The 23,902-nt window shown below is 69.5% G+C and carries 21 protein-coding genes; 10 read left to right on the top strand and 11 right to left on the bottom strand.

The features are described 5' to 3' along the window. Positions 1 to 63: 63 nt before the first annotated feature. On the top strand, positions 64 to 975 hold the full coding sequence (locus SMD20_RS45195; RefSeq protein WP_329593594.1) for a dioxygenase family protein: 912 nt from the start codon (positions 64 to 66) through the stop codon (positions 973 to 975). Here SMD20_RS45195 and SMD20_RS45190 read toward each other — a convergent pair. Further along, positions 933 to 3,974, bottom strand: a complete 3,042-nt coding sequence (locus SMD20_RS45190) for an AfsR/SARP family transcriptional regulator (protein ID WP_329593592.1) — start codon at positions 3,972 to 3,974, stop codon at positions 933 to 935. The two genes, SMD20_RS45195 and SMD20_RS45190, sit on opposite strands and share 43 nt — an antisense overlap. 292 nt (positions 3,975 to 4,266) lie before the next feature. Here SMD20_RS45190 and SMD20_RS45185 point away from each other — a divergent pair, with 292 nt between their 5' ends. Then, positions 4,267 to 9,441, top strand: coding sequence for a LamG-like jellyroll fold domain-containing protein (locus SMD20_RS45185; RefSeq protein ID WP_329593590.1), 5,175 nt, complete (start codon positions 4,267 to 4,269; stop codon positions 9,439 to 9,441). A gap of 115 nt (positions 9,442 to 9,556) precedes the next feature. Then, positions 9,557 to 10,426 carry a hypothetical protein gene (locus SMD20_RS45180; protein WP_329593589.1) on the top strand — a complete coding sequence of 290 codons (870 nt, stop codon included), beginning with the start codon at positions 9,557 to 9,559 and terminating at the stop codon, positions 10,424 to 10,426. A 116-nt stretch (positions 10,427 to 10,542) separates the two neighbouring features. Here SMD20_RS45180 and SMD20_RS45175 read toward each other — a convergent pair whose 3' ends face one another. Continuing rightward, positions 10,543 to 10,752 (bottom strand): hypothetical protein, encoded by a 210-nt coding sequence (locus SMD20_RS45175; protein WP_329593588.1) that lies wholly within the window; start codon positions 10,750 to 10,752, stop codon positions 10,543 to 10,545. 9 nt (positions 10,753 to 10,761) lie between these two features. Then, the gene (locus SMD20_RS45170; RefSeq protein ID WP_329593587.1) at positions 10,762 to 11,754 is read right to left on the bottom strand and encodes a LacI family DNA-binding transcriptional regulator; all 993 of its coding nucleotides are present in this window, start codon (positions 11,752 to 11,754) and stop codon (positions 10,762 to 10,764) included. Positions 11,755 to 11,829: 75 nt separating this feature from the next. Here SMD20_RS45170 and SMD20_RS45165 point away from each other — a divergent pair, with 75 nt between their 5' ends. Continuing rightward, positions 11,830 to 12,789: a nucleoside hydrolase gene (locus tag SMD20_RS45165; RefSeq protein ID WP_329593586.1), complete on the top strand. Its 960-nt coding sequence runs from the start codon at positions 11,830 to 11,832 to the stop codon at positions 12,787 to 12,789. After that, the gene (gene add, locus SMD20_RS45160) at positions 12,786 to 13,733 is read left to right on the top strand and encodes an adenosine deaminase (RefSeq protein WP_329593584.1); all 948 of its coding nucleotides are present in this window, start codon (positions 12,786 to 12,788) and stop codon (positions 13,731 to 13,733) included. Before SMD20_RS45165 ends, add begins: the two co-directional genes overlap by 4 nt. On the opposite strand, the gene SMD20_RS45155 is transcribed toward add, so the two are convergent. Then, a complete protein-coding gene (locus SMD20_RS45155) occupies positions 13,691 to 14,491 on the bottom strand; it encodes a transcriptional regulator (RefSeq protein WP_329593582.1) in 801 nt (266 codons plus the stop codon). The genes add and SMD20_RS45155 overlap by 43 nt on opposite strands. Before the next feature lie 157 nt (positions 14,492 to 14,648). Here SMD20_RS45155 and SMD20_RS45150 point away from each other — a divergent pair, with 157 nt between their 5' ends. Genes SMD20_RS45150 through SMD20_RS45140 form a run of 3 tightly spaced genes read left to right on the top strand, consistent with a single transcriptional unit; the run spans position 14,649 to position 17,049 of the window. Then, a complete protein-coding gene (locus tag SMD20_RS45150; protein WP_329593580.1) occupies positions 14,649 to 15,494 on the top strand; it encodes an aminoglycoside phosphotransferase family protein in 846 nt (281 codons plus the stop codon). A 59-nt stretch (positions 15,495 to 15,553) separates the two neighbouring features. Further along, positions 15,554 to 16,057: an RNA polymerase sigma factor gene (locus tag SMD20_RS45145; protein ID WP_329593578.1), complete on the top strand. Its 504-nt coding sequence runs from the start codon at positions 15,554 to 15,556 to the stop codon at positions 16,055 to 16,057. Then, a complete protein-coding gene (locus SMD20_RS45140; RefSeq protein ID WP_329593576.1) occupies positions 16,054 to 17,049 on the top strand; it encodes a CU044_5270 family protein in 996 nt (331 codons plus the stop codon). The genes SMD20_RS45145 and SMD20_RS45140 overlap by 4 nt, the downstream gene beginning before the upstream one ends. 36 nt (positions 17,050 to 17,085) lie before the next feature. Here SMD20_RS45140 and SMD20_RS45135 read toward each other — a convergent pair whose 3' ends face one another. The 4 genes from SMD20_RS45135 to SMD20_RS45120 form a co-directional block, all read right to left on the bottom strand. Next, positions 17,086 to 17,769: a nitroreductase gene (locus tag SMD20_RS45135; RefSeq protein ID WP_329593575.1), complete on the bottom strand. Its 684-nt coding sequence runs from the start codon at positions 17,767 to 17,769 to the stop codon at positions 17,086 to 17,088. An 8-nt stretch (positions 17,770 to 17,777) separates the two neighbouring features. Then, positions 17,778 to 18,353, bottom strand: a complete 576-nt coding sequence (locus tag SMD20_RS45130; RefSeq protein WP_329593573.1) for a TetR/AcrR family transcriptional regulator — start codon at positions 18,351 to 18,353, stop codon at positions 17,778 to 17,780. Between the two features lie 207 nt (positions 18,354 to 18,560). Further along, positions 18,561 to 18,866: a hypothetical protein gene (locus tag SMD20_RS45125; protein ID WP_329593571.1), complete on the bottom strand. Its 306-nt coding sequence runs from the start codon at positions 18,864 to 18,866 to the stop codon at positions 18,561 to 18,563. 187 nt (positions 18,867 to 19,053) lie between these two features. Further along, positions 19,054 to 19,785, bottom strand: coding sequence for an alpha/beta fold hydrolase (locus SMD20_RS45120; protein ID WP_329593569.1), 732 nt, complete (start codon positions 19,783 to 19,785; stop codon positions 19,054 to 19,056). Between the two features lie 287 nt (positions 19,786 to 20,072). Between SMD20_RS45120 and SMD20_RS45115 the strand changes: the two genes are divergently transcribed. Beyond that, positions 20,073 to 20,525, top strand: a complete 453-nt coding sequence (locus SMD20_RS45115) for a sialidase family protein (protein ID WP_329593567.1) — start codon at positions 20,073 to 20,075, stop codon at positions 20,523 to 20,525. Positions 20,526 to 20,588: 63 nt separating this feature from the next. On the opposite strand, the gene SMD20_RS45110 is transcribed toward SMD20_RS45115, so the two are convergent. The 3 genes from SMD20_RS45110 to SMD20_RS45100 form a co-directional block, all read right to left on the bottom strand. Further along, positions 20,589 to 20,909 carry a hypothetical protein gene (locus SMD20_RS45110; protein WP_329593565.1) on the bottom strand — a complete coding sequence of 107 codons (321 nt, stop codon included), beginning with the start codon at positions 20,907 to 20,909 and terminating at the stop codon, positions 20,589 to 20,591. Between the two features lie 195 nt (positions 20,910 to 21,104). Continuing rightward, positions 21,105 to 22,430 carry an FtsX-like permease family protein gene (locus tag SMD20_RS45105; protein WP_329593563.1) on the bottom strand — a complete coding sequence of 442 codons (1,326 nt, stop codon included), beginning with the start codon at positions 22,428 to 22,430 and terminating at the stop codon, positions 21,105 to 21,107. Next, positions 22,430 to 23,218 carry an ABC transporter ATP-binding protein gene (locus tag SMD20_RS45100; protein ID WP_329593561.1) on the bottom strand — a complete coding sequence of 263 codons (789 nt, stop codon included), beginning with the start codon at positions 23,216 to 23,218 and terminating at the stop codon, positions 22,430 to 22,432. Before SMD20_RS45100 ends, SMD20_RS45105 begins: the two co-directional genes overlap by 1 nt. 77 nt (positions 23,219 to 23,295) lie before the next feature. Here SMD20_RS45100 and SMD20_RS45095 point away from each other — a divergent pair, with 77 nt between their 5' ends. Then, complete coding sequence (locus SMD20_RS45095; RefSeq protein WP_329593559.1) at positions 23,296 to 23,823, top strand: TetR/AcrR family transcriptional regulator; 528 nt, start codon at positions 23,296 to 23,298, stop codon at positions 23,821 to 23,823. Positions 23,824 to 23,902 lie beyond the last annotated feature (79 nt).

The raw sequence follows: 23,902 nt of genomic DNA, 5'->3' as shown, positions 1-23,902 counted from the left end.
TGCCTCATGAGCGGCCCGCCCACCGCCATGGCACACCGCAGTACCCCGGCCTTAGGAGCCCCGATGACCACGCCCGCCTCCTCCCCGACCGCCGCCGCCGACGCCCGCATCCCGGCCGGGCACCCCTTCGCCGCACACCTGCGCCGCGCCGCCGCCCTGGAGGCCGCCGACCCGCACCGGGCGTGGACGCCGCAGGACGGGCCGCTGCCCAGCCTCTACCTGTCCCACGGCGGCGGACCCCTGCCCTTCCAGAGCCCCGAGTGGCTCACTCCGCTGCACGACTGGGCCCGCTCCCTGCCCAAGCCGAAGGCGATCCTGGTCGTCTCCGCGCACTGGGAGTCCGCGCCGCTGTCGGTGAGCGCCGACCGCCCCGACGAGCTGGTGTACGACTTCGGCGGCTTCGACGCCCTCTACTACACCTTCCGCTACGACACCCCGGACGCCGGCGAGCTGTCCAGGCAGGTGACCGGCCTCATGCCCGACACCGAGCACGTGCACCGGCACGGCCGGCGCGGCCTCGACCACGGCGCCTGGGTGCCCCTCAAGATCATGTATCCGGCCGCCGACATCCCGGTTCTGCAGCTCAGCCTGCCCACCGAGGACCCCGACCGGCTGCTGGCCATCGGCGAGCGGCTGCGCCCGCTGCGCGACCAGGGCGTCCTGGTGATCGGCTCCGGGCACATGACCCACGGCCTGCCGTTCCTGACCAGGGAGATGTTCCAGGGGAACATGGTGCCCGGCTGGTCGTCCGACTTCGACGCCTGGGCCGCCGACGCCCTGGCCCGCGGCGACGTCGCCGAACTCGCCCGCTTCCGCACCGCCGCCCCCGGCATGCCGTACGCCCACCCGACCGTGGAGCACTTCACCCCGCTGTTCGTGACTCTCGGCGCGGCCACCAACCCGACGGCGCCGGTGGTGACCAGGCTCGACGGCTACGGCGTGGGCCTGTCCCGCCGCTCCTTCGAGGCAGCCTGACGGCCGCCGCCGCCCAGTCGTTCGATCACCGCCTTCGCTTGGGGTACGCCCATGGGCTCCAGGATGTCGAGCGCTTCGCGGAAGAGACTCCCGGCCTCGTCCCACTGGCCCAGAGCGTCATGGGCGTCGGCGACCGCGTAACGCGTGACCCCCTGGAGGTACCGGTCGGCGATGTCGTCGGCGATGTTCAGGGCGAGCCGATAGTGCGTCAGCGCCTCCTCGGCGTCGCCGACGGCGAGGTGGTGGTGGCCAAGATCGAGCAGGATGTCGCATTCGCTGGTGCGGTCGCCGTCCTGCCTGATCAGGGCGAGCGCGCGCAGGAGCCGATCAAGTGACTCGGCGAGACGACCCTGCTTGCGATGGACCCGGCCGAGGCCGTTGAGAGCCTGGGCTTCGATCCTGCGCTGGCCGATCTCGCTGTTCAGCTCCACGGCACGCTCGTAGGCGTCCAGAGCCTTCGCGGAGTCCCCCATGTCGTCATAGACGTCTCCGAGCAGCGCGAGCGTGTAGCCCTCGTCAGCCGGATTGCCGGCCGCGCGGTCGTAGTCAAGGCATCTGAGCACGCCGGACAGGGCGTCGTCCAGCCGCCCCACCCGGCGGTAGGCCATGCTCAGGGCGAAGGTCGCCAGGATCTCCCCCCGCTCGTTGTCCAGTCGCCGGTACAGGTCGATCGCTTGCAGGCTGTCGGAGATGGCCTGACGGAACTCGCCGGTCCAGAGACGGCTGTAGCCGATCCGGTAGGTCGCGTACGCCTCGCCCACGGCGTCTCCGACCGCACGGCTCAGGTCCAGGGCCTGCTGCTGGAACTCGATGCCTTCCCGCACTCGCCCCGCGAAGAGGCAGGCCATGCCGAGAGCGTTCAGTACGCGGCCTTCGCCTTCCCGGTCTCGCAGCTCCCGTGCCGCCTCCAGCGCCAGCCGGAGGCTCGCCAGCCAGTCGTCGATCCGGTTCCTGAGGTAGAAGAAGTAGTCGAGGGCGTCCACGAGCTCCCAGACATGCGCGTGGGAGCCGTGCTGCACGGCGTACTGGATCGTGGCCATGAGCATGGGGTATCTGAGGTCCAGCCACGCCGCGGCCGGGTCGAATCCGTCGAATACCGGCACTTCGTGCACGGGTTTCGCGCATTTGGGCTCGCCGGTGAGCTCAGCGTAAACCTGATGCATCGCCGCCCTGGTGGCGTACACGAGCCAGTCGAACAGCTGGGACAAGGCGTCGTTGCGAAGCCGTTCGCTGTCGTGGTCGTGGCTGAGCTCGCGCGCGAAGAGCCAGACGAGATCGTGCAGCACGTAGCGTCCGCTGCGGTTGCGGTAGACGAGGTGGGCGCTGATGAGCGCGTCGATCGCCGAGGCGATCTCTTCCCTGGACTCCCCGGTCATGGCGGCGATCTCGTCGGCGTCGATGTCCGGGCCAGGGTGCAGGCCCATCATCCGGAACGTCCTCCGGTGCGTCTCGGCGAGCCCTTGATAGGACAATGCGAACGCGTGCCGGACGCCGGCGCGAGGGTCGCCCTCGACGTTGAGCGCGGTCAGCCGGTCACGCCCGAGGAATCCGGCGACGAAGTCGGCGACGGGGAGATCCGGCTGGCCGGCCAGGTGGGCCGCGGCCAGGCGGAGCGCCAGCGGCAGGTGACCACAGAGGCGGGCCATCGACTCCGCGGCGGCTCGCTCGCGGGCGACCCGCTCGTCACCCAGGATCGCGCCGAGCAACGCCGTCGCCTCGTCGGGCGACAGCACATCGAGGGGCACGGCATGCACGTCGTGCGTGGCGACCAGCCCGCGGAGCGACTCCCGGCTGGTGATGATCACCTTGCAGTGCGCGGAGCCGGGCAGCAAGGGCCGGATCTGCTCGGCCCTGGCCGCGTTGTCGAGCACCACGAGAAGCCGCCGGTCGGCCAGCAGCGACCGGTACAGCGTTTCTCGTTCCCCCGCCCCAGGGGGGATCGCGTCCTGTGCCACGCCGAGCCCGTACAGGAGCTGGTGCAGGGCCTGCATGCTCGTCACCGGCTCGCCGGGCGAGTAACCGTGCAGGTCGATGTGGAGCTGGCCGTCCGGGAACAGGGACTTACGCAGGTGGCTCCAGCGCGTCGCCAGCGCGGTCTTGCCGACGCCCGGCGCGCCGGTGATGACGGCGATGCTCACCGAGGCGGCCTCGCCGGACAGCAGCCGATCCAGCTCACGGAGACTGTCCTCGCGCCCGGCGAAGCGGACGATGTCGGCGGGCAGCTGGCGTGGCCGCACAGCCGATGGAGGTGTCTGCTGGGGCCTTTCCTCGGGGGCGGCGGAGAGGATCGCCTGGTGCAGTGCGCTCAACTCCTCGCCCGGCTCCAGACCGAGCTCCTGCCGCAGGTGGCGCCGCCCGATCCGGTATTCCTCCAGCGCCTCCGCCGTCCGGCCGGAACGATGGAGCGCCGTCATCAGCTGGCCACGCAGCCGCTCCTGAAGGGGATATTCGGCCACGAGGTGCCGTAACTCGCCGATCAGGTCCGCATGGCGGTCGAGGGCGAGGTCGGCTTCGATCCGGTCCGCGAGCGCGGCGATGCGCAGCTCTTCGAGCGCGGCGCCGTCCGTGAGCAGGAGCTCGTCACGGGTGCCGGCCAAGGCATGGCCGCGCCACAGGGCCAGGGCCGCGCGGAACTGGTCGGCCGCCTGCCGTGCGTCGCCCGCGGCCAGGGAGGTGCGTGCCGCCCGTGTGCCGGCGCCGAAGACGTCGAGATCGGAACCACCCGGCGGTATGTGCAGCCGGTATCCCGCCGGGGTGCCCGACAGATGAGCGGGGATGCTCAGCGCCCGCCGCAGCGACCACAGATGGTTGTGCAGCAGTTTCCTGCCGGAGGCCGGGATCTCCGTCCCCCACAGCGCGTTCAGCAGCCGGTCGTGGGACACCACCTGATTGCCCTTGAGCACCAGGACCGCCAGCAGCGTCCGCTGCTTCTGGCCGACGATCGGGATCGATCTCCCATCGCGCCACAGATCCACTGGGCCCAGGATCCGGTATTCCACATGCCCTCCTCGCAACGCTCAAGCTGATCCCGACAGCGAAGGTCGTGCGCATTGCCGCCGCGGTGGGGCTCCCGGATCTCCGCAGCTCCAACCTTGGATATCAGATCGGTACGACAAGATCGAGAGTTGTCGAGGTCAAGATCAAGAGCGCTGGGCCGCATGCTGCCACCAACCCTTTACAACCTCCTGGATTGAGGTGTCAGTGAACCAATTAGTCAGATCGGCGAGGCGGACTCGGCCACCTCGCCGGCTAGCACTGGCCACGGCGCTCACGGTCACGGCGGCATTGCTCGTGGCCGGCACATCGGCCCCCGCCCAGGCCGATCCCGAGCCGGCCGCCAAGGCTGCTCCGACGGCGACCGCCTTCCCCGCCCCCAAGGATCCGGACGCGCCCTTGCGGGCAGCGCTCGCGGAAGCCAAGAAGCAGAACAAGCCGGTGGCCGTCGAAGAGATCTACACCGAGGCCTCCCGCACGTGGGCTCACCCCGACGGTCATCTGACGACCGAGTCGTACGCGGGACCTTCCCAGCTCAAGCAGCCCGACGGGACATGGGCCTGGCTCGACAGCACCCTGGTCGAACAGGACGGTGTGCTCAAGCCCAAGCTGGCCAAGGCGAAGATGGCGTTCTCGGCCGGTGGTGACGCACCGTTCGCCTCCATGGAACGCGCCGCGGGGCAGCGATTCGCGCTCACCTGGCCGACGAAGCTCCCCAAGCCGACGATCAACGGCAACGTCGCCGAGTACCGCGACGCGGCAGGCCCGGGAGCGGACCTGGTGGTGACCGCGCTGCCGACAGGGTTCCGCCACGACGTGGTGCTGCGTGAGCGGCCGGCCGGGCCCGTGGAATACCGCATCCCGGTGGAGACCAGCGGGCTGAGCTTCGCGGAGAGGAAGAACGGCGGCCTGCGGCTCAGCGACGCCAAGGGCAAGGTCGTGGCGGAGGCGCCCGAGCCGGTGATGTGGGACAGCAGCGGAACGTCCCCGCAGACGGGCGGCCCGCGGCAGGCGACGATTCCCACGGACGTGGTCAAGGAGAACGGGCAGAGCGTGCTCGTGCTGAAGCCGGACCCCGCCTGGCTGTCCGACCCGGCGACCACGTTCCCCGTCGTGGTGGACCCCACCTCGACGATCACGGTGACCACCGACACCGTGCTCAGTTCCCTGTGCGTCAACGCATGGGACAAACCAGGCTCGACGACGTTGAAAGTCGGCGGTCAGCGCGCGTCCTGCGGCACGGCTGACGGCTTCGACTACAGCCGGTCCTATCTCAAGTTCGACGTCAGCTCCTTCACGAACAAGCCCGTGCACTCGGCGTCCCTCCAGCTGTTCAAGTCGAACCACCTGGCCTGCCACCTGCGTGGCGAGGGTTCGGGCAAGGGCGTCATCTACGCCGGCTACATGCAGGACTCCTGGACTCCCGGCCGGATGCAATGGCCGAACAAGCCGGCCAACACCATCGAACTGACGAGCTCGGTCTGGGCGTCCGCCACGACGCAGACGATGAGCTGGCCGGTCACCAACTGGGTCAAGCGCTGGGCCGGCGGCGCGCCCAACAGCGGCATCGAGCTGCGCGGCACCACCGAGAGCCTGGTCAACAACTGGGACTCGTACTGGGCCGAGTTCCACTCCGCGGAGATGACCGGCACGGAGGCGAACCCGCCCAAGCTGATCGTGAACTACTTCCTGCCCCCAGAGATCCCCACGGTGACCGCCGAGTCGGTCGATTCGCTCGACGGGGACCACGCCATCGTCCGGACGAAGTCGGTCAAGATCGGCTACAAGTCCGCCTCGGTGGACGGCAGGAACATCGACTACTACGCCTCCGTGATCGACTCCACCGCGCCGATGCCCACGTGGACCACCGGCGGCGGGGCCACCGGCCAGTGGAGCTTCAACGAGTTCACCTACGGAACCGACTCCAGCGGCAAGGGCAACCCCCTCGTCTTCCCGCTCGGCACCTCTTCCGAGATCGACGGCAAGCAGGGCAAGGGCCTGTTGCTGACCCCCACGGGCGGCAACCTCGCCTTCGGATCCACTCAGAGGCCGGCCGTCGACACGGGCAAGAGCTACTCCGTGGCCGGCTGGGTGCGGCTGGACAGCCTCACCAACTCGGCCGACCTCTTCAGCCAGGACGGCACCCGCAACAGCGCCATGATCGTGGGCTACGACAGCGCGGCCCGCAAGTGGACCTTGGAGGCGTACCGCGCCGACACCGACGGCAGCGCCGCCAGCCGTGTCGCGTCGACGTCGGCGGCCCAGGCCGGGGTCTGGGCCCACGTGGCCGGGGTCTACGACACCGCGGCGAAGAAGGTGCGGCTGTACGTGAACGGGGCACTGGCCGGCGAGAGCGACCACACGGCCACGCCATGGAAGGCCACGGGGAGCTTCAACCTGAACCTCGGGCTCCGCGCCGGCTTCGTCATGTCCACCCGCAAGGTCTCCTACGACGAGGTTCGCGTCTATGACCGGGCTCTCAACGAGACCGAGGTGAAGTGGATGACGTCCCTCACCCCGCCGACCAACGCCAACCTTCCTTCGGGGCAGGCGGCTTCGCTGACGTACGACGTGGGCAACGTCGACTACTTCAGGATCTCCATCAGGGCCTGCCTGACCGGCGTCAATCCGCCCACCTGCAACGAGAGCCCGTACTACCGGATCTCGACGGACGCGCCGCTGCTTCCGACGGACACCGAGACGGGCACCGCCGACCCCATGCGGCCGATCCTGTCCGGAATGGTCAACCGCCCGTCCGGCGGAACCCTCACGGCCAAGTACTACCTGTACGACGGCAACGACGTCCCGGTGGGTGCCGTGCCGCTCGGTACGCGTACCGTCAAGGGCGGAGAGCGTGCCTCCTTCCAGATCCCTGCCGACACCGTCCGGCCGGGCGGCACGTACAAGTGGCAGATGACGGCCTGCGCGAGCGGCGAGACGGCGACGGACGAGATCTGCACCTCGAAAACCGCCCCGGTGTCCTTCACCGTCCCCGGCACGCCTCCGCCGCCTGCGGTGGAGGACCTGCGGCACCTGACGCTGGGCAAGGACAACTTCGTCATCAAGACCGCGAAGACCGACCCCACGGCGTGCGACGGGGCGCCCTGCCCGCTGACCGACAGCACCGCACTGCGGATCGGCGGCGCAGGCACCGACCAGGTGGCCGGCGTGATCGGCCTCCGACTGGACGAGGTCCCTGACGGGGCGGTCTTCACCGATGCGACACTCAATCTGGGCACGCCCGAATGTTCGGCCGGGACATGCGTTCCCGAGACGGTGGTGAAGGTCGCCGCGCTGAAGAGTGCGGTGACGGGATCGACCAGGGGATCGGACTTGGCCGCCGACGTCGATCCAGAGCAGGTCTACGACTTCCCCATCACAGCACCGGAGGGAGACATCGCCGACAGTGCCGCGATGTGGTACATGATCACCTCCACCCGCGATGAGGTGATCGATCTGGGCGGTACGGCCGCGGCTGAGCAGATATCACTGACCCTCACGTATCTCATGCCTGGCCCACCGAGCAAAGTGCTCGACCTGAGTGCCCAGGGTGGGGACGCCGGCGCCATTGCCAGCTGGGGCATCCCGGAATCCAATGGCAGTCTGGCGCTGCTCGACGGGTACGACGTGGAGGTGCTCGACGGTGACGGAGCCTCGGTCAAGACACTTGAGGTGAAGGATCCCTGGGTGGCCATCACCGGTTTGAGCAATGACGTGACGTACACGGTGCGGGTTCGCGCCAAGACCGCTGTAGGCGTCGGCGAATGGGAGGCCACAAGCTTCACCACGAAGGCGCTTCCCCCGCCGCCATCGCCGAACACCACTGGCGCGAGTATGGACTGTATTCCGCCACTCGACGGCGGCCGGGCAGCGGCTCCGCGGGGCACCACGCAGGCCACGTCCGGCGAATCTCGCACGCAGGCGTATCTTGACAGGGTCAAGCATTTCATCCAGGCCCAGGACGCGGTCCTGGAGGGGCGTGCTGCCACGGTCTGGGACGCGCCCGGTGTGCAGCCGACTTCGCCCAACACCGCCGGCCTCTCTCTGCTGAACGCGGCGCTCCTCTCGCAACGAGAGGTGATGGCTCAGAACGGAGAGAGCCGAAGCGGCTCCACCGTCACCTTGGACGATGCGGTGGTGTATCCGGGCCGCGACGGGTCGGTGTACGTCACCGCCAAGGTGGATCGCACATGGACCGTCAACTCCACATCTTCAAGTACGGCAACGCCGACAGCCCGGGCCGGCAGCACAAAAGCGACCGCCGCAGGCGGCATGGTCGAGGGCATTCCTCCCACCATCACGATCTTCGTGCTCGGTCCCTACTGTGGTGTCAAGACCATCGATGTCCCGATCGACTCCTACATGGACCAGAGCGATCAGATCGATCCAGAGGGCCTCGACAGTTGCGCGAGCGCAGCGAACAGCGCCGCGGCCGGGGCGGCGACGAGGGCCCAGCTTCTTGACGACAGCGCGTGCGACGCAGGGAAAATCGGCTCGAACAGCCGTGGCTGCGTGATAACTCACCCAGGCGGAAAGTCCGACCTCACCTTCGCGTCGCCGGGAGACACGTACCGCATCTGGGAGACCGACGTGATCCCTGAGAACGGGGACGGCACCGTAGTGAAGACGAAACTGCAGTGCGATGTCAAGAACCTTCTACCGGGCGCCAAAGGCTGGTACTGGACGACCAGGACAACCGCGATCTGGAGGCCCACCGAGAAAAGGGGGAGCCTCGGCCCGCAAATGCAGTGGAAGCTCGACTCTTTACGCAACCAGGTCTTCCTCACCTCCGCGAACAAGACATACGGGGTCGCCTACCACACGAACGGGACAATCGACTGGGCCAAATCCTCGAAGTTCGCCAAAGTCCTTCTTCTGGACAAGACGCCGGGCGGCAAGAACAACGGCCCCGGCGCCGTCGTCAAAGCCTCGAGCAAGGCATGCTTCAGGTGGGAGAAGGAAAGCTCGAGCTATGAGGCGCGTTTGGTGGTCGGCGGGACCTTCGGAGCGCCCGACGGAAAGATCACCGGGGAGTTCAACGTCGGGGGAGAGTGGGCCAAGCTTCTCAGCGGAACAACGGACAAAGACTGCGGCAGTTTCAATCCGACGCGGCGGCTGGAACGGAAGGCGATCTTCGACGACTCCAGCGAGGACGCGGAACTGGGTGGACAATGCTGGGCGGCCCAGGGTTATGAGAAGTGCCGAATCCTCACCTACAGCCAGCTCCTCGGCAGCTCCATGGACATCGACTACAACTTCACCCAGACGGTGAACAAGGTCACGAAGAATATTCATTACCAGTATCCAACCATGCGGCAATCCATGGGAATTCGGCTTCGCCGAACGTTCCGGGAGCATCTCATCGGGTGCGATCCCGCGCCGGGGAGCAAGTGCTACTGGAGCTATCCTGAGTGGGTGACGGTCGAAGATGTGTGCACCACCTCGACCGTAAGGCCGGCCTATAAGATCTAGATCTCCCGGAGAAACTAGAACAAGCAATGGTCCAGCAGAACGAAGTCAGCGGCGTTCTGCCGGGCCATTGCGGCCTGCTCTACCCGGTTCGACCCGAAAGAAGAGGAAGGCCGACTTGAACCGCCGCACACTGATATCGGTTTCGGTATTGGTCGCTGGAGCTTGCGCAGCATGGCTGGGTTGGCATTCGCTGACTCACCGCCAGGAATGGGACAGCAGTATAGGGAGCGAGCGGATCCGATACGTCCTACTGAACGCGCTCAGTGCGGCAAACCCCGACATCCGCATCGAATTCGACCAGCTGGCACAGAATGGCCACACCATATCCGAAGAGGTCGGAGAAGACGGAGTCATCGAAGTCGTGCTCGACTCGCGACACCTGCGGCGCGACGAGAGTTACCCGCAACACGACGCCATCCGCTTGCGGCAAGGCGGGCTCTTCGGAATACCCCCGATAGCCGGCGGACGGCTCAGCGGAGCACTGCAATACTTTGCCGGTGACAGGGATGAGGCTCTCCCCGGTCGAGCTGATCTCAAGCGCATGCTGTCCAGGCTGAGCGGTACCGACGTGCTACTGCAGGCAGTGGTGAAGCTGAAGCAGCCACTCCTTGAAAAGGATCTTCCGACCACCCCACCCTTACCGCAACCCCTCGACGTTGAAGCAGTTCTCCTCTCTCCGGGCACACCCGGGCAGAAGCCAATTTCCTGGGATGTCAACGACTGCGGACACAGGCTTCCGTCCGGGCCTTGTACACAGGGGTTATCCGCCCAGTTTCAAGCATGGGTGCGATCTCTCAGACCCGAGGATGCACAACCGCTGGAGCGGATCGGCCTCCATCACGAAGAACTCCAATTGCGCGCCCGAGAGCTGAAGACGTACGGGTTCATCGCAGAATCGACGCCGGAGGTGCTGGCGTGGCTCATGCGGCAGCCAGAGGTGGCGCGAGTCGAACTCACCGACATTGGCTTCCTCCATTCTCCGTGATACGTGAAGAACTGCGAAACACCTACGCTGGTTGTCGCTCCCCGGCAGAACAGGTGCGGCCGCTCACCGTCCCGGTAGATCACAACACGGGTCGGCCGGAGTCTTGCCGCGTACCGTCACCACCGGACGGGCCCCGTGCAGCTGAGGTGATCCCGGCTCCGGTAGAGGTCGATGGTGTCGGCCTTGAGCCGGCGCAGGCTTGCCTCGCACATCGCGCGCAGGCGTTCCGGCCGCGCGTCGATGTGCCACACGCCGCGTCCCGTACTGACGACGCCGCCCGACGCCGCCACCACCAGTTCGCCGGGGCCGTACCCGAGGCGCCGCACCCGCGACCATCAGCAGCCGCAGCTGCGTCTGACGACGAGCGGGGCCTGTGCGGCGGGCGCGTGGAAGGCGGGGTCGAACACGAGCTCGACGGCGTGCTCGGCCATCGCGCGCAGCGGCTGCCGGGTGACCGTCAGGGCCGGGGCCGTGTGAGCGCTTTCCGGGGTGCCGTCGAGGCTGATGAGGGCGAGCTCGTCCGGGACGGCGAGCCCGCAGGCCCAGGCCCCGGACAGGATTCCGATGGCCTGTTCGTCGGTGGCGGTGATCAGCGCGCGCGGCACGGTGTCGTCGGCGACGAGGCGGCGGATCAGCGCGTCGGCGTCGGCGCGGTTGTAGGCGCAGCGCAGGAGCAGGGCGTCGGGATCGTCGCCGGCGAGGGCCTGCCACGCGGCCCGGCGCCGGTCGACGGGACCCGCGTCGTGCGGGCCGGACAGGAAGGCGATGCGCGCGTGGCCGTGCCCGCGCAGGTGCGCGACCGCTTCCTGCGCGGCGTGCCGGTTGTCGGCCTCCACCAGGGGCGCGCGGCCGCCGTCCGGGCCGTGGTGCACATAGACGATGGGGACGCCCGCCGCCTCGGCCTGGGGGGTCACGTCCTCGCCGCCGTCGGCGGAGACGATCACTAGCGCGTCGACCTGGGCGGCCAGGAACCGGTCCACGAGCCGCCGCTGGCGCTCGGCGGAGTAGCCGGCGTTGCCGATCAGCACGAGCCGGTCGCGCTCGTCCAGCGCCCGCTCGACGTGGCGGGCGAGGTCGCCGAAGTAGGGGTTGGGCGAGTCGGCCAGGATCAGGCCGACCACCCCGGTCGTACGGGAGCGCAGCGCCCTGGCGATGCGGTTGGGGCGGTAGCCGAGCTCGGCCGCCGCGGCCAGGACGCGCTCCCGCGTCGCGGCGGCGACGGCCCGCGGACCGTCGTTCATCACGTAGCTCACCACCGCGGTCGAGGTGCCCGCCCTGCGGGCCACGTCAGCCACGGTGATCGTCGGCTTGTCTGCGCGTGGTGCCATAACGGTTTACATTCTCGCATCTAATCGGTTAGATAGGCCCCGCAAAGCACTCTAAACGATTAGATGAGGTTGATCGTGCCGGCTCTTCCCCTGGTCGTCGACACCGACACCGCCTCCGACGACGCCGTGGCGCTGCTGCTGGCCGCCGCCGGCGAGCTGGGCGACCTGCGCGCCGTGACCACGGTCGCAGGCAACGTCCCCGTCGAGGTGGGCACCCGCAACGCGCTCATCTCCCTGGAGGTGGCCGGGCGCCCCGACATTCCCGTCCATCCCGGCTGCGAACGCCCGATAACCCGCCCGCACGCCACCGCCCAGCAGGTGCACGGACAGGACGGGATGGGCGATCTCGGCCTGCCCGAGCCGTCCCGGGCGCCCGAGGCGGGGCACGCGGTCGACGTCCTGCTGTCCTGCCCGCGCCGGCACCCCGGCGAGCTCACCCTGGTCACGTTGGGCCCGCTCACCAACGTCGCCGCGGCGCTGCTGCGCGACCGCGACCTGTTCACCCGCTACCGGCACGTGTACTGCATGGCCGGAGCCGCCGACATGCGCGGCAACATCTCCGCCACCGCCGAGTACAACGTCTGGGCCGATCCGGAGGCCGCGCGGGTGGTGCTGCAGGCGGCCACGCCGGACAGGGTGACCTGGATCGGCTGGGACGTGTCCCGTACCGACGCCGTCATGACCCCCGAGGACCAGCAGCACCTGCGACAGCTCGGCACCCCCGCGGCGATCTTCGCCCACCGCGTCAACCGGACCGTCGCCGCGTGGGCCCGCGACGTCACCGGCCTGCCCGGCTACGACCTGCCCGACCCCGTCGCCATGGCGGTGGCCCTGCGGCCCGATCTGGTCGTCCAGCAGGAACAGGTGCACGCCGACGTCGCCCTCGGCGACGAGACGCGCGGCCAGCTGATCATCGACCGCCGCCGCACCGCCCCCGCGCCCAACGTGACGCTGGTACGCCGCGTCGACGAGACCGGCTTCAAGCACCTGCTCTTCCACACCCTTGCCCCGACCCACCTGGACGGACGCCGATGAGCCCCGCGCGCTACGAACTGCACTGCCACCTCGACGGGTCGGTACGGCCCGGCACGGTCGCCGACCTGGCCCGCCGCCAGGGAGTCCCCCTCGACGGGCCCGTCGAACGCCTGGTCATCGCCCCTGCCGACTGCGGCAGCCTGACCCGCTACCTGCCCTACATCGACCTGCCGCTCCAGGTGCTGCAGACCCCCGACGCGCTGCACCGCGCGGCACGGGAACTGGTCGAGGACTGGCATGCCGACGGCGTCGTCTACGGCGAGGTCCGCTTCGCCCCGCAGTTGCACACCCGCCGCGACATGAGCCAGGACGAGGCCGTCCAGGCGGTCGCGGCAGGGCTGGCGGCGGGACGGCGGGCCACCGGCGTCCGTACCGGGCTGCTGCTGTGCTGCCTGCGGCACCAGACGCCCGAGGAGAGCCTCGCCGTCGCCGAGACGGCGTTGCGGCACCGTGCCGAGGTGGCCGGGCTCGACCTCGCCGGCGACGAGCGCCTGTACGGCGCGGCGGCCCACCTTCCCGCCTTCGACCTCGCCCACCGGGCCGGGCTTCCGTGCACCGTCCACGCGGGCGAGGCGGCCGGCCCCGACAGCGTCTGGGAGGCGATCGACGTGCTCGGCGCCCGCAGAATCGGCCACGGCGTCCGGTGCGCGGACGACCAGGCGCTGCTCGAACGGCTACGGCGCGACGGCATCGCCCTGGAGATGTGCCCGACCAGCAACGTCCAGACGGGCGCGGTCGCCACGTGGGCGGCGCACCCCGCCGCCCGGCTCATGGACCAGGGCCTGAAGGTCACCATCAGCACCGACGCGCGCACCACCTCGGCGACCACGGTGCGCCAGGAGTTCGAGCGCCTGCGCGAGGCGGCCGGCTGGAGGAGCGAACAGGACGAGCTCGCCCAGGTTCACGCGGCCGGCGCGGCCTTCGACGACGTGGACGGTCCCTGACCCGATCCGCCGCCCGGCTCGGCGACGGTGACGAGGTCCTCCAGAGCCGCCGCATGGCAGGCGAAGCGCTGCCGTCCCCGCGGCGTCGGCTGTACGTAGGTATGGCTGTGGTGCAGCGCTTGGCGCTCGTGCACGCGGACGTAGCCGGCCTGGACCAGGAAGGAGAGCTCCCGCCGGAACCCCGCGTCATCGATGTCGACCAGGTCCCGCAGGAAGCCGGCCTCCACCCCGGTGGCGGCGCTCAGCGGCGCCATGATCGACAGCCGGGCCGGGACGCGCAGGATCTCGTCGAAGAACGCATTCATCGGCCGCGCCCACAGTTCCTGGTCACATCGCCGCCGGCGGGTCCGGAGGATCGCGGGGTACGCCGCGAGGCCGGCGACGATCGTCGCCACGGCGGCGACGGTGGCGGGAAACGGGAGACCGAGCGCCAAGGTGATGATCCGGAAGGCGACGAAGCCCCCGAGGACCCCCGCCACCCAGCTCAAGGCGATCACGAGGTCGGCGCGGGTGACGTCCCGCTGGACGGGCGGCGTGACCACGAGGGCCGGCGTCACCGCGAACACCACGCACGCGACGGTACGGGCGGCGATGCCCCAGACGCTCGGAAGATCGAATGACGTGAACAGGAGGAGGGCCGCCACCATCGCGGGGAGAACGTGACGAGGGGCGAAGCTGTGGCGGAGATGGCCGTCGACGATCTCGTCCTGCAGCCGGCGGATGTCGTGAAGTGCGGATCGGGCGTCATCGGGGATCATGACCGGTCCTCGCGGAGTGAGACGAAGGACGGCGGGCGTCCCACGGCTTCGTCATTATAGAGCACTCGCTCTGCAATTCTCGGGGGCGCGGCGTGCGCCTATGGTTCGGAGCGCCGCAAAGGCCTCACCGGGTGCGATCGTCCGCGAAAATGGCGGGATGCCCCAACCAGTCCCCGCCGACCTCCTGGGAATCGCCGAAGCACTGGTCCCCGACGCTGCTCTCGGCTCCGCACGCCTTGCCGAGCACGGGAACATGCACCACGTCGTGCTGTTCCCCGGCGTCGCCGCCGTACGTATCAGCAAGCGCCCCAGTGCCGCCGCCGACCTGCCGCGCCGGGTCGAGATCCTCCGGGCCGTCGCGGCGGCCGGCCTGCCTTTCGCCGTGCCGGAGCCGCTGACCGCGGTGACCACGTTCGGGGAACGCGCGGCCGTCGCGATCTCATGGATCGACGGCGAAGGGCTGCCGGAAGGCGTCGGGGACCCGGCGGCGTTCGGCCTGCTCCTGGAGGCACTGCGCGAGGTTGAGATCTCGCCCGAGCTCAAGGCCGTGCTCCACACGCCGCGCCGGTACGCCGATGGCCTGGGCTGGGCCGACATCCTCAACGACGAGATCATGCCGCGCCTGCCGGCGAAGTGGCGTGACGGAGTTCGGCGGCGGCTGGACACGCTGCTGGCGCTCGAGGAGGTCCCGGCCAGACTCGTCCACGGCGACCTCGGCGGCAGCAACGTCCACTTCGACGCGGACGGCAAGCTGACCGGCGTACTCGACTGGGACCTGGCGATCCTGTCCGACCCGGCGATCGACGCGGCACTCGTCGCGACCTGGCATGGCTGGGACGTTCTTCGCGCGGCCGGCGACGAGGAGACCTACCGACGTGCCTGGGCCTGGGACGACGCGGTCGGGGTCGGGCACCTCCATGCGGTGTTCGCCGGCGAACCCCTGTCGCACGTCGACGGTTTCGTCCGTTCCGTCATCGCCTGGTTGGAGGAGCGCGGCCCGTGAGCGGACATGTCAGCTCATAATTTCCCGGAAGAACCGCACCCGTACGGGCAATCAAGGGTGTGATCACTGCTCCCGACATCTTCGAGGCCGTCTTCGAAGCCCACTACGAGGAGATCCGGCGCTACATCGGGCGCAGGTTCGGCCCCGAGGTGGCCGAGGATCTCGCCGCGGAGACGTTCCTCATCGCCTTCAGACAACGTGAACGCTTCGACTCGGCCGTGGGCGGGATCAGGCCCTGGCTGTACGGCATCGCGACCAACCTCATCGGCCGCCACCGGCGCGCCGAGGTGCGCAGATACCGCGCCATGGCCAGGACGGGGCCGCCACCTGACGACGAAGGACACGACCAGCGGATCGTGGACAGGCTCAGCGCGAGCGTGACGGTCGACCGGCTGGCCGGAGCGCTGGCGCGGCTGTCCAAGGGGGAGCGCGACGTGGTGCTCCTCATCGCGTACGGCGGGCTGAGCTACGACGAGGTCGCGGCGGCGCTCAGGATCGCCCCGGGGACGGTTGCGTCCCGGTTGAACAGGGCCAGGACCAAGCTGCATGAGGTGTTGGGATGAACGAGTTCCAGATCATCGACTCGGTGATGCCCGATATGCCGCCCTCGTCGACCGACCAACTGGCGGCGGCGCGGGAGCGGGTGTTCGCAGGTACACGGAGACCTCCTGTGCGGGCGGGCAGGAGGCCGTGGAGGGGGACGGCGCTCGTCGCGGCGGCCGTCGCGCTCGTGGTCGGCGCGGTGGTGGCCCTCGTACCTCGACCTGCGGCGGAGCCGGCCGCAGTCACGCCCATGCAGAAACTGCAGGCTGCGGCCGCCAAGCTGGCGGCGACACCGGAGGCGAAGGGCCGCTACTGGCGGCGAGACACCGAGCAGGTCCAGCGGACGAAGAACGGCGACGCCTACCAGGTCGAGGAACGGGCCAGGGAAGTCCTCGCCTTCGGCCCTGACCGCGAGGTCTACGGCTGGCACGAGCCGATCTCGTCGAAGCCGTACACGGCCGAAGGCCTCGAAGCGTGGCGACAGGACGGCTCTCCTCGGCTGTGCCCCGCGCGGGGGTGCGACAAGAACATGCCCGCATACTCCTCGAAGGACCTGGATCTGGCGCTGGAGCTCGCCGATGGGCTGAAGCCCACGCTGACGGAGCTGCGGCACCTCCCCACGGAGCCGACGGCGCTCAGGGCACGGCTGCTGAAAAGCCACAACCCCCGGGTGGCCGCCGAGCGCGCGCCATGGCTCGTGGGGGCCGCCTCGCGGCTCATCGACTCTCCGGCGACGCCTGGCACCAGGGCTGCCGCCTACCTTCTCCTGGCGAATGCGCCAGGCATCGAGGTCGTTGACGACATTCCCGGAACGTTCGGACTCGACGGACTCGCCCTCCAATCCAAGGAGGGCCAGATCGTGATCGATCGCAGGACCGGCCAGTTGCTCGGGAGACAATGGCTGACTCCCGACGGCGTCGCCTGGAGCGCCGAGATCGTCAGGAAGGCGGGCTGGAGCGATGTGCGACCGGTGCCGCCTGCCAAATGTGTCCGCTGTACGACCCGGCTCTAGAGCACGCGGCTTGGATCGCGGCGCGCCGAGCATGGCTCACTGGTGGAATCGGGTGGTCTCTTCGAGGTCGGCGCGCCCGGTCAGTACGGCGCTGCCCGGTGTGTCGGGGTCCTGGTAACCGAAGGAGACGCCGAAGAGCAGCTTGCGGTCACGCACCCCGAGCTGCTCACGTACGGTGTCGGCGTAGAAGCTCAGCAGTCCTTGGGGGCAGCTCGCGATGCCGTACGCGGCGAGGGCGAGAAGCAGGGTCTGGCCGTACATGCCCAGGTCGGCCGCCATCCGGGCTTCGGCGTTCGACGGGAGGAAGAGCAGGGCGACGTGCGGGGCGCCGTAGAAGCGGAGGCTGTCGGTCTGGTAGGCGTCACGGGCCGCTTGGTCGCCGCGTTCGATGCCGAGGGCGCCGTACATCGTCGCGCCGAAGGCCTGGCGCCGGGCCGCGTGTACGTCGGTGTAGAGGTCGGCGCTGTAGGGGAAGTCGGTGGACAGCGCGCCGCGCGCGTGGGCCGCCAGCAGCGCCTCGCTGAGCGCGTCGCGGGCGGCTCCGCTCACGACCTCGATGCTCCACGGCTGGGTGTTGGAGTTCGACGGTGCCGCGCCGGCCAGCGAGAACACGGCACGAAGCACGTCGTCGGGCACGGGCTCGGGGCGGAACGCCCGGACCGAGCGCCGGTCCCGGATCAGCCGTTCGGCGTATTCGGGCAGCAGAACATCAGTGGACATTGTTCTCCTTACTGGTCGTGCGGCAGGTACGTGTCGAGGAGCCTGTCGACGGCGGTCACCAGGCCGGTGGCCGAGCGGTCGGGGTCGAAGATCTGGCTGGTGATGTGGGCGCCGTCGACCAGCATCTGGATGAGGTAGGCGACCTGCCCGGGATCGGCCACCGGGAGCGGCTTGACGAGTTCGGTGAAGAGTTCGAGATAGTGGTGCTTCTGTTCCTGGGCCGCCACGCGGACCGGATGCGCCCGGTCGGGGAACTCCACGACGACGTTCGCCAGCGGGCACCCGCGATGTCCGGGCGTGGTGATGGCCTCGGCGATCCCCGCGATCACGCGGCGCAGTTGTGCGCGCGGATCACCGGGGGAGGCCGCGCGGACCGCCTCGATGACCTCGCGCGGCGAGATGCCCCGTTCGCGCAGGTATGCCACCGCCAGCTCGTCCTTCGAGCCGAAGGCCCGGTAGATGCTCGGCTTGCCCACCCCGGACCGCTCGGCGATCTCCGCGACGCCGGTGCTGCGGACGCCCTCCTGGTAGAAGATCTCGCGGGCGGCGTCCCAGACGCGTTCCCCCGCCGGTGTCAGGCTCATCCCGGCCACTCCTCAATGCGTACCGATCGGTACGAGCACAGTACCGATCGGTACACTCCGACGTCAACGGCCATCTCACACGTTCGCGACCTCAGAGAGAGCCTGGCCTCGCCGTTCACGAATGGACGGGATGCGGCGGCCCGTCATCCAGCCGTACAGGCCGATCGTTCCGCGGCCGAGCCGGGGTGGCGCCCGGGACGCCAGACGTCAATCCCACGCGTTGAAGAGCGTCGCACCAAGGGTCTCCGGCTGCCAGTACTTGATCTCACGCCGCTCCCCGGCGGACAGAGCAGTAGTGTCCACCTCCGTGAGCGGTGACTTGAGCAGCGACCTGCTCAAGACGGTGAAGCCGCAGTCGTTGAGGGCGCCCGCCCAGGTAGGCGGGTCCTGGAACTCGTCGGTGTACCAGTAGTGTCGATCGTCCACGAAGGCGATCAGCGGATAGTGGGCGTGGAACAGCGCGACATGCGCTCCGCCCGCGGGCGGCCCGGGCTGCGGCGTAGCAGGTGGCACGACACACTCTGGGATCGATCTCTGGCAACGGCGGCTCCTTGAAGCGGCGGAATCCCGTCGAGCCCCGTTCCAGCCGGAAGGCGATCTGCGGGCCGTCCACCTTCGACCTCCTCCATAGCGGGACATCGGGAGCGGTACGGGCCCTGGCAGACCTCCTGCGAGCGACTCAAGCACCGAGAAGAGCGGTTCAGATTCTGTCGGCCAGGGTCTGGGCGAACAGGTCCGGGCGCTGCAGGGGTATGCCGTGGCCGCATTGCGGTACGGAGATCATCTGGCTGCCCGGGAGGGCGCCGTGGATGTTGCGTGCGGAGGTGTGCATGAGCTTTCGCTCCCGCTCTCCCACCATCACCAGTGCCGGGTTCTTGAAGTCGGCCCAGCCGGCGGGGAGGGTGAAGCGGATGTTCTCGCCGACGCCGGCGAGCAGAGTCTCGCGGCTTGTGCGAGCGCTGTCACGAACATAATCGGACAGGAGCTCGTCGGGGATGAACAGCTGCTTCGCCTGGAGCTTCGCGAACCACTGTTGTCGTGCGAGTGGTGCGGTCGCGGCGAGGAGCCCGAGGGTCGCCTGGGGGAAGCGAAGAGGCTTCGCCTGCGCGCTCACGACGACGGCACTCGTGACGAGATCGGGCCGGGTCGCGGCGAGGAGGATCGTGAGCTGCGCGCCCAACGAGAACCCCGCGACCATCGCGCCGTGCGGCGCGCGTTCGTCCAGGATTCGTGCCACGGCCTGGATGGTCATCTCGTGTGATCGATACGGTTCCGCCGCGCTCCGGCCGTGGCCGGGGAGATCGGGGATGATCACTCGGGCTTCCGTCCCGAGCTGCTCCAACGTCGGACGCCACATCCATCCCGCGACGCCGCCACCGTGCAGCAGCAGGAGGGGAGGAGCATGTGCGTTACCGGCCTCATGGACATACATGCCCCTCATCCTCCCACCGCTGACGAAGCCGGACGGGTGCCGCTTCTTGCAGCGACTGGAGCGATCGAACCGGGGGAGTGACGCTGCTGGAGAGCGACCGCCGGGGGCGAACGCGGGTGGCGGCGTTGACGCGCACGTGAACGCTTCCGGTGGGATGCACCTGAACCACGCTTCGCCGCCGATGACGCGAGCAGCCGGGCGGCCGTCGTGCGGTCGGTTTCCGGCGTCAGCCCGCTGTCAGTAACGCCGCCCTGCCGCTGCCGGCGGCCCAGCCGGGCACCCGGACGGTGCACATCGTCTGGCCGAGCCAGGACGCCGACGGCACCTTCCATGTGGCCTACTCGCGATCGGCGGACGGCGGGCAGACGTGGTCCAGCCCGGCCCGCGTGGACAAGACGCCCACGGGTTCGGCCGCCGTACCGGCTGTCGCCGTGTCCAGGACGGGCACCGTGGCGGTCACGTACTACGACTTCCGCGACAACACCCCCGACGCCGGCCTGCCCACGGACATGTGGGCCGTGACCTGCGCGAGCAGTTGCACGGAGGGTGGCTCGTGGCGCGAGCCGCACATCGCGAGCCCCTTCGACGCGCGCAAGGTCCCGCTGACCAGCGTGGGATGCCTGCTCGGTGACTACACGGGCCTGGTCTCGACCGGCGACTTCTTCACCGCCGTGTACGGCGTGACCACCGGCGACGCCGCCAATCCGGTGCATCTGCACAGCGCGATCTTCTCCCGCTGAGCGACGCCGCCCCCCTGATGACGGGGTTCCGATCACGCTCGCCGAAGCGGAAGGCGCGTAGGCCTACGGGAATTGTGTCCAAGCCTCGACGACGTGGCAGCCTTGGGGGTCGCCGGAGACGGTGGAAGCCGGGCCCGGCCGGCCGGAGACCTTGGTCACCCAGGGGCCGACGACCGTCCTCGTGTAGGGGTAGTGAGCCGAGTTGCATTTGGCGGCCACCCGGTAGCTGCCGAAGCCGCTGCTGCAGATCGTCCCCGCCACGTTCGTCGTCGTGTTGACGGAGGTGAAGCAGCCCCAGACTTCGGCGTGCGCGGGGGTGGCGAGTCCGGCGAGGACCATCGCGCCGCCCGCTGCCGCTGCCAGGATCTGTGTGAACCGTCGCATCGCGTCTCCTTGGTGCCTTTCGGCGTCGCTGACGCGCTTCATCCTTCAGCGGTCGCAGGTCTCGGCCCAGGGCGCGGGGAGGGCATCTACCGGACGTTGCGCGTCGACGTGAGCATCTGGGTCGGTGGAAGACCCTGGCCCCGGCAGCCCGGCGTCGTTCCGGAGCTGGCCGGGGGGTGCCGGCCGGCGCGGGATTCAGGCCGTGCGGATGACGCGGCTTCCGACGAGGGACGAGACGCCGAGGGTGACGCCGATCCCGATCATGATCGTGAGCGCGTACGGGAGGGGCGCGGCCGCCTGAAGCGGATTGCCCGTTTTGACGAGGGCGAAGGGGAGGACGCTGAGGAAGGCGCCCACGCTGCCGGCGGCGACGCTGACGGCCGTGGCCGCGGCCATCTCCCCGACCAGCATGCGGTGGGTCTGGGCGCGGGTCGAGCCGATGAGGGACATGACCGCGAACTCGGTACGCCGCTGGCTGATGGAGGCGACGAGGTTGTTGGTGAGGGCGATGGCCATGAACGCCGCGATCAGGGCGACGACGAAGTAGTTGATCGAGGCGAGGACCTGGCCCGTGCTGTCCGTCGTACCGGCCGAGTTCTCGATGCCCTGCATGCTGAGCGTGCCCGCGGCGACGCCGACGAAGAGGGTGAGGAAGGTGACGGTCGGGCGTACCCGGTCGGGGGCGGCGGAGAGGTTGATCGCGGCCAGGTGGGAGGAGACGGCGCCGTCCGTCCTGCGGAAGGCTCTGAGCGTGACGTTCGCCGCGGCGACCAGCTCGGGGGCGAGGACGCACAGGCCGACGGCGACGAGCACGCAGCCAGGGCCGGTCATCGCCGTCGTGAGCACGTCGGAGGGGTCCATGCCGAGCACCGCGGCCGAGGAGCCGAGACCGGCGACGATCGTGACGACGGCGGCGCCCCGGCGGCGGCCGCCGGGGCGCCGCCCCGTACGGCGGCGCGGGGGCGGGGCCGCGTCGGCGACGGGGCTGCGGCGGGCGAGGGCGCGGCTGCCGATCCAGGCGGCGAGCACGCTCGCGGCCAGCACGACGAGCACGCCGAGTACGGGCAGCAGCACCCCGGGCGCGTAGACCGAGGCCGGGTCGGTGAGCCCGGCGGAGCGGATGGCGCGCATGACGGCCCAGCCGACGAGGTGGCCGCCGGCCAGGCCGGGCAGGGCCGAGACGGCCGAGACGGCCGCCGTCTCGATGACGAGCAGGCGCTGGACCTGGTGCGGGCTCGCGCCGATGAGACGGATGCCGGCGATCTCCCCGGCACGCCCGCCGAGCGCCACGCTGATCGTCGAAACCATCGCGAACAGGACGATCGCGACTACCCAGCCGCCCATGATGAGCGGGAACTGCACCAGGAAGGCACGGTCGGCGGCGACCGTGCCGGTGGCCAGCCCCGTGCCCAGCAGGCTCATCATGCCCGTGACCAGGATCATGCCGACGAGCGCCACGAGGCCGGTGGCGACCGCGCCGGCGCGGTGATGTGCGAAGGAGCGGATGGCGAGCTTGAGCATCAGTTCACCGCCGCCTCGTTCGCCGCCTGCTCCGCCGACTCGACCAGGACGGCCATCCGGCCGGCGACCTGCTGCGCGCTGGGACGCGGGAGGTGGTCGACGATGCGGCCGTCGGCGAGGAAGAGGACGACGTCGGAGTAGGAGGCGGCGACCGGATCGTGCGTGACCATGATGATCGTCTGGCCCTTGTCCGCCAGCTCGCGCATGAGGCGGAGCACCTCTCTGGCGCTGCGGATGTCGAGGGCGCCGGTCGGCTCGTCGGCGAAGACGATGTCAGGGTCGGTGATCAGTGCCCGGGCGACCGCGACGCGCTGCTTCTGGCCGCCGGAGAGCTGATGGGGACGGTGGCCGCCCCGGTTGCCGAGCCCGACGCGGGTGAGGAGCCCGGTCGTGCGGGCCGGATCGGTCTTGCGGGCGTCCAGGCGGAGCGGGAGCTCGACGTTGTCGACGGTCGAGAGCGCGGGCAGCAGGTTGAACGACTGAAAGACGAACCCGACGCGGCGCCGGCGCAACTGGGCGAGCTGGGTCTGGTCGAGCCCGCGCAGGTCCTGCCCGTCGAGCTCGATGGCGCCCGAGGTCGGCCGCTGCAGCCCGGCGGCGCAGTGCAGGAGGGTGGTCTTGCCGGAGCCCGAGGGGCCCATGATCGCGATGAAGGACGACCTGGGGACGTCGAGGTCGATGCCGCGCAGGGCGTGGACGGGCCCGGCCTCTCCCGGATATTCGCAGCGTAGGCCGCGGATGCGGAGCACGGGCGGGGCGACGGTGGTCGGGGTGGAGTACGGGGTCATGGATCCTCTCCTGAGGATGTAAAAGATCGACTTAAATGAACGTTTCAAACGAACGTTTATTTGATACGGTAGAGGATGTGAGTGCCAAGGACAAGCTGCTGACGGCGGCCCGCGACTGTCTGCTGACGAAGGGATACGCGCACACGACCGTGCGCGACCTGGTCGCGGCGTCGGGGGCGAACCAGGCGTCGATCAACTACCACTTCGGCTCCAAGGAGCAGCTGCTCACCCGGGCTCTGCGCGATCTCAACGCGGAGTGGGGTGAGCTGCTGTTCGCGGTGCTCGCGGAGCCCGGGGGCGAGGAGGCCCTGTGGGGCCGGATCATCGAGTCGATCCAGGCCAACCGGTCGCTCTGGTTCGTGAACTTCGAGTCCGTCGCGTCGGCGCGGCAGGACGAGGAGATCCGGAGCATGATCGCCGGCGGGCAGGAGCTGGCCCGGGCGTCACTGGCGCGGGCGTTCGCGGGGCTCGGGCCGGAGAGCGATCCTACGCAGGTCCAGGCGGTCGGGTCGCATTACTATGCCCTGCTGGTGGGGCTCGCCGCGCAGTGGATCACCGATCCTGACCGAGCGCCGTCGGCGGCGCAGTTCGTCTCCCGGAGCTAGAAAGCCGGACATGCAGGTGTCGCGAGGCGATGGCCGTCTTGCCCGGCACTGGCTCACTACCCTGTGACACTGTATAGTG

It is taken from the genome of Nonomuraea sp. LP-02, from assembly GCF_036289125.1.
GTDB classification, from domain to species: Bacteria; Actinomycetota; Actinomycetes; order Streptosporangiales; family Streptosporangiaceae; genus Nonomuraea; species Nonomuraea bangladeshensis.
The sequence above is the reverse complement of the archived record's forward strand: the minus strand, read 5'-3'. Positions and strand labels throughout refer to the sequence as shown.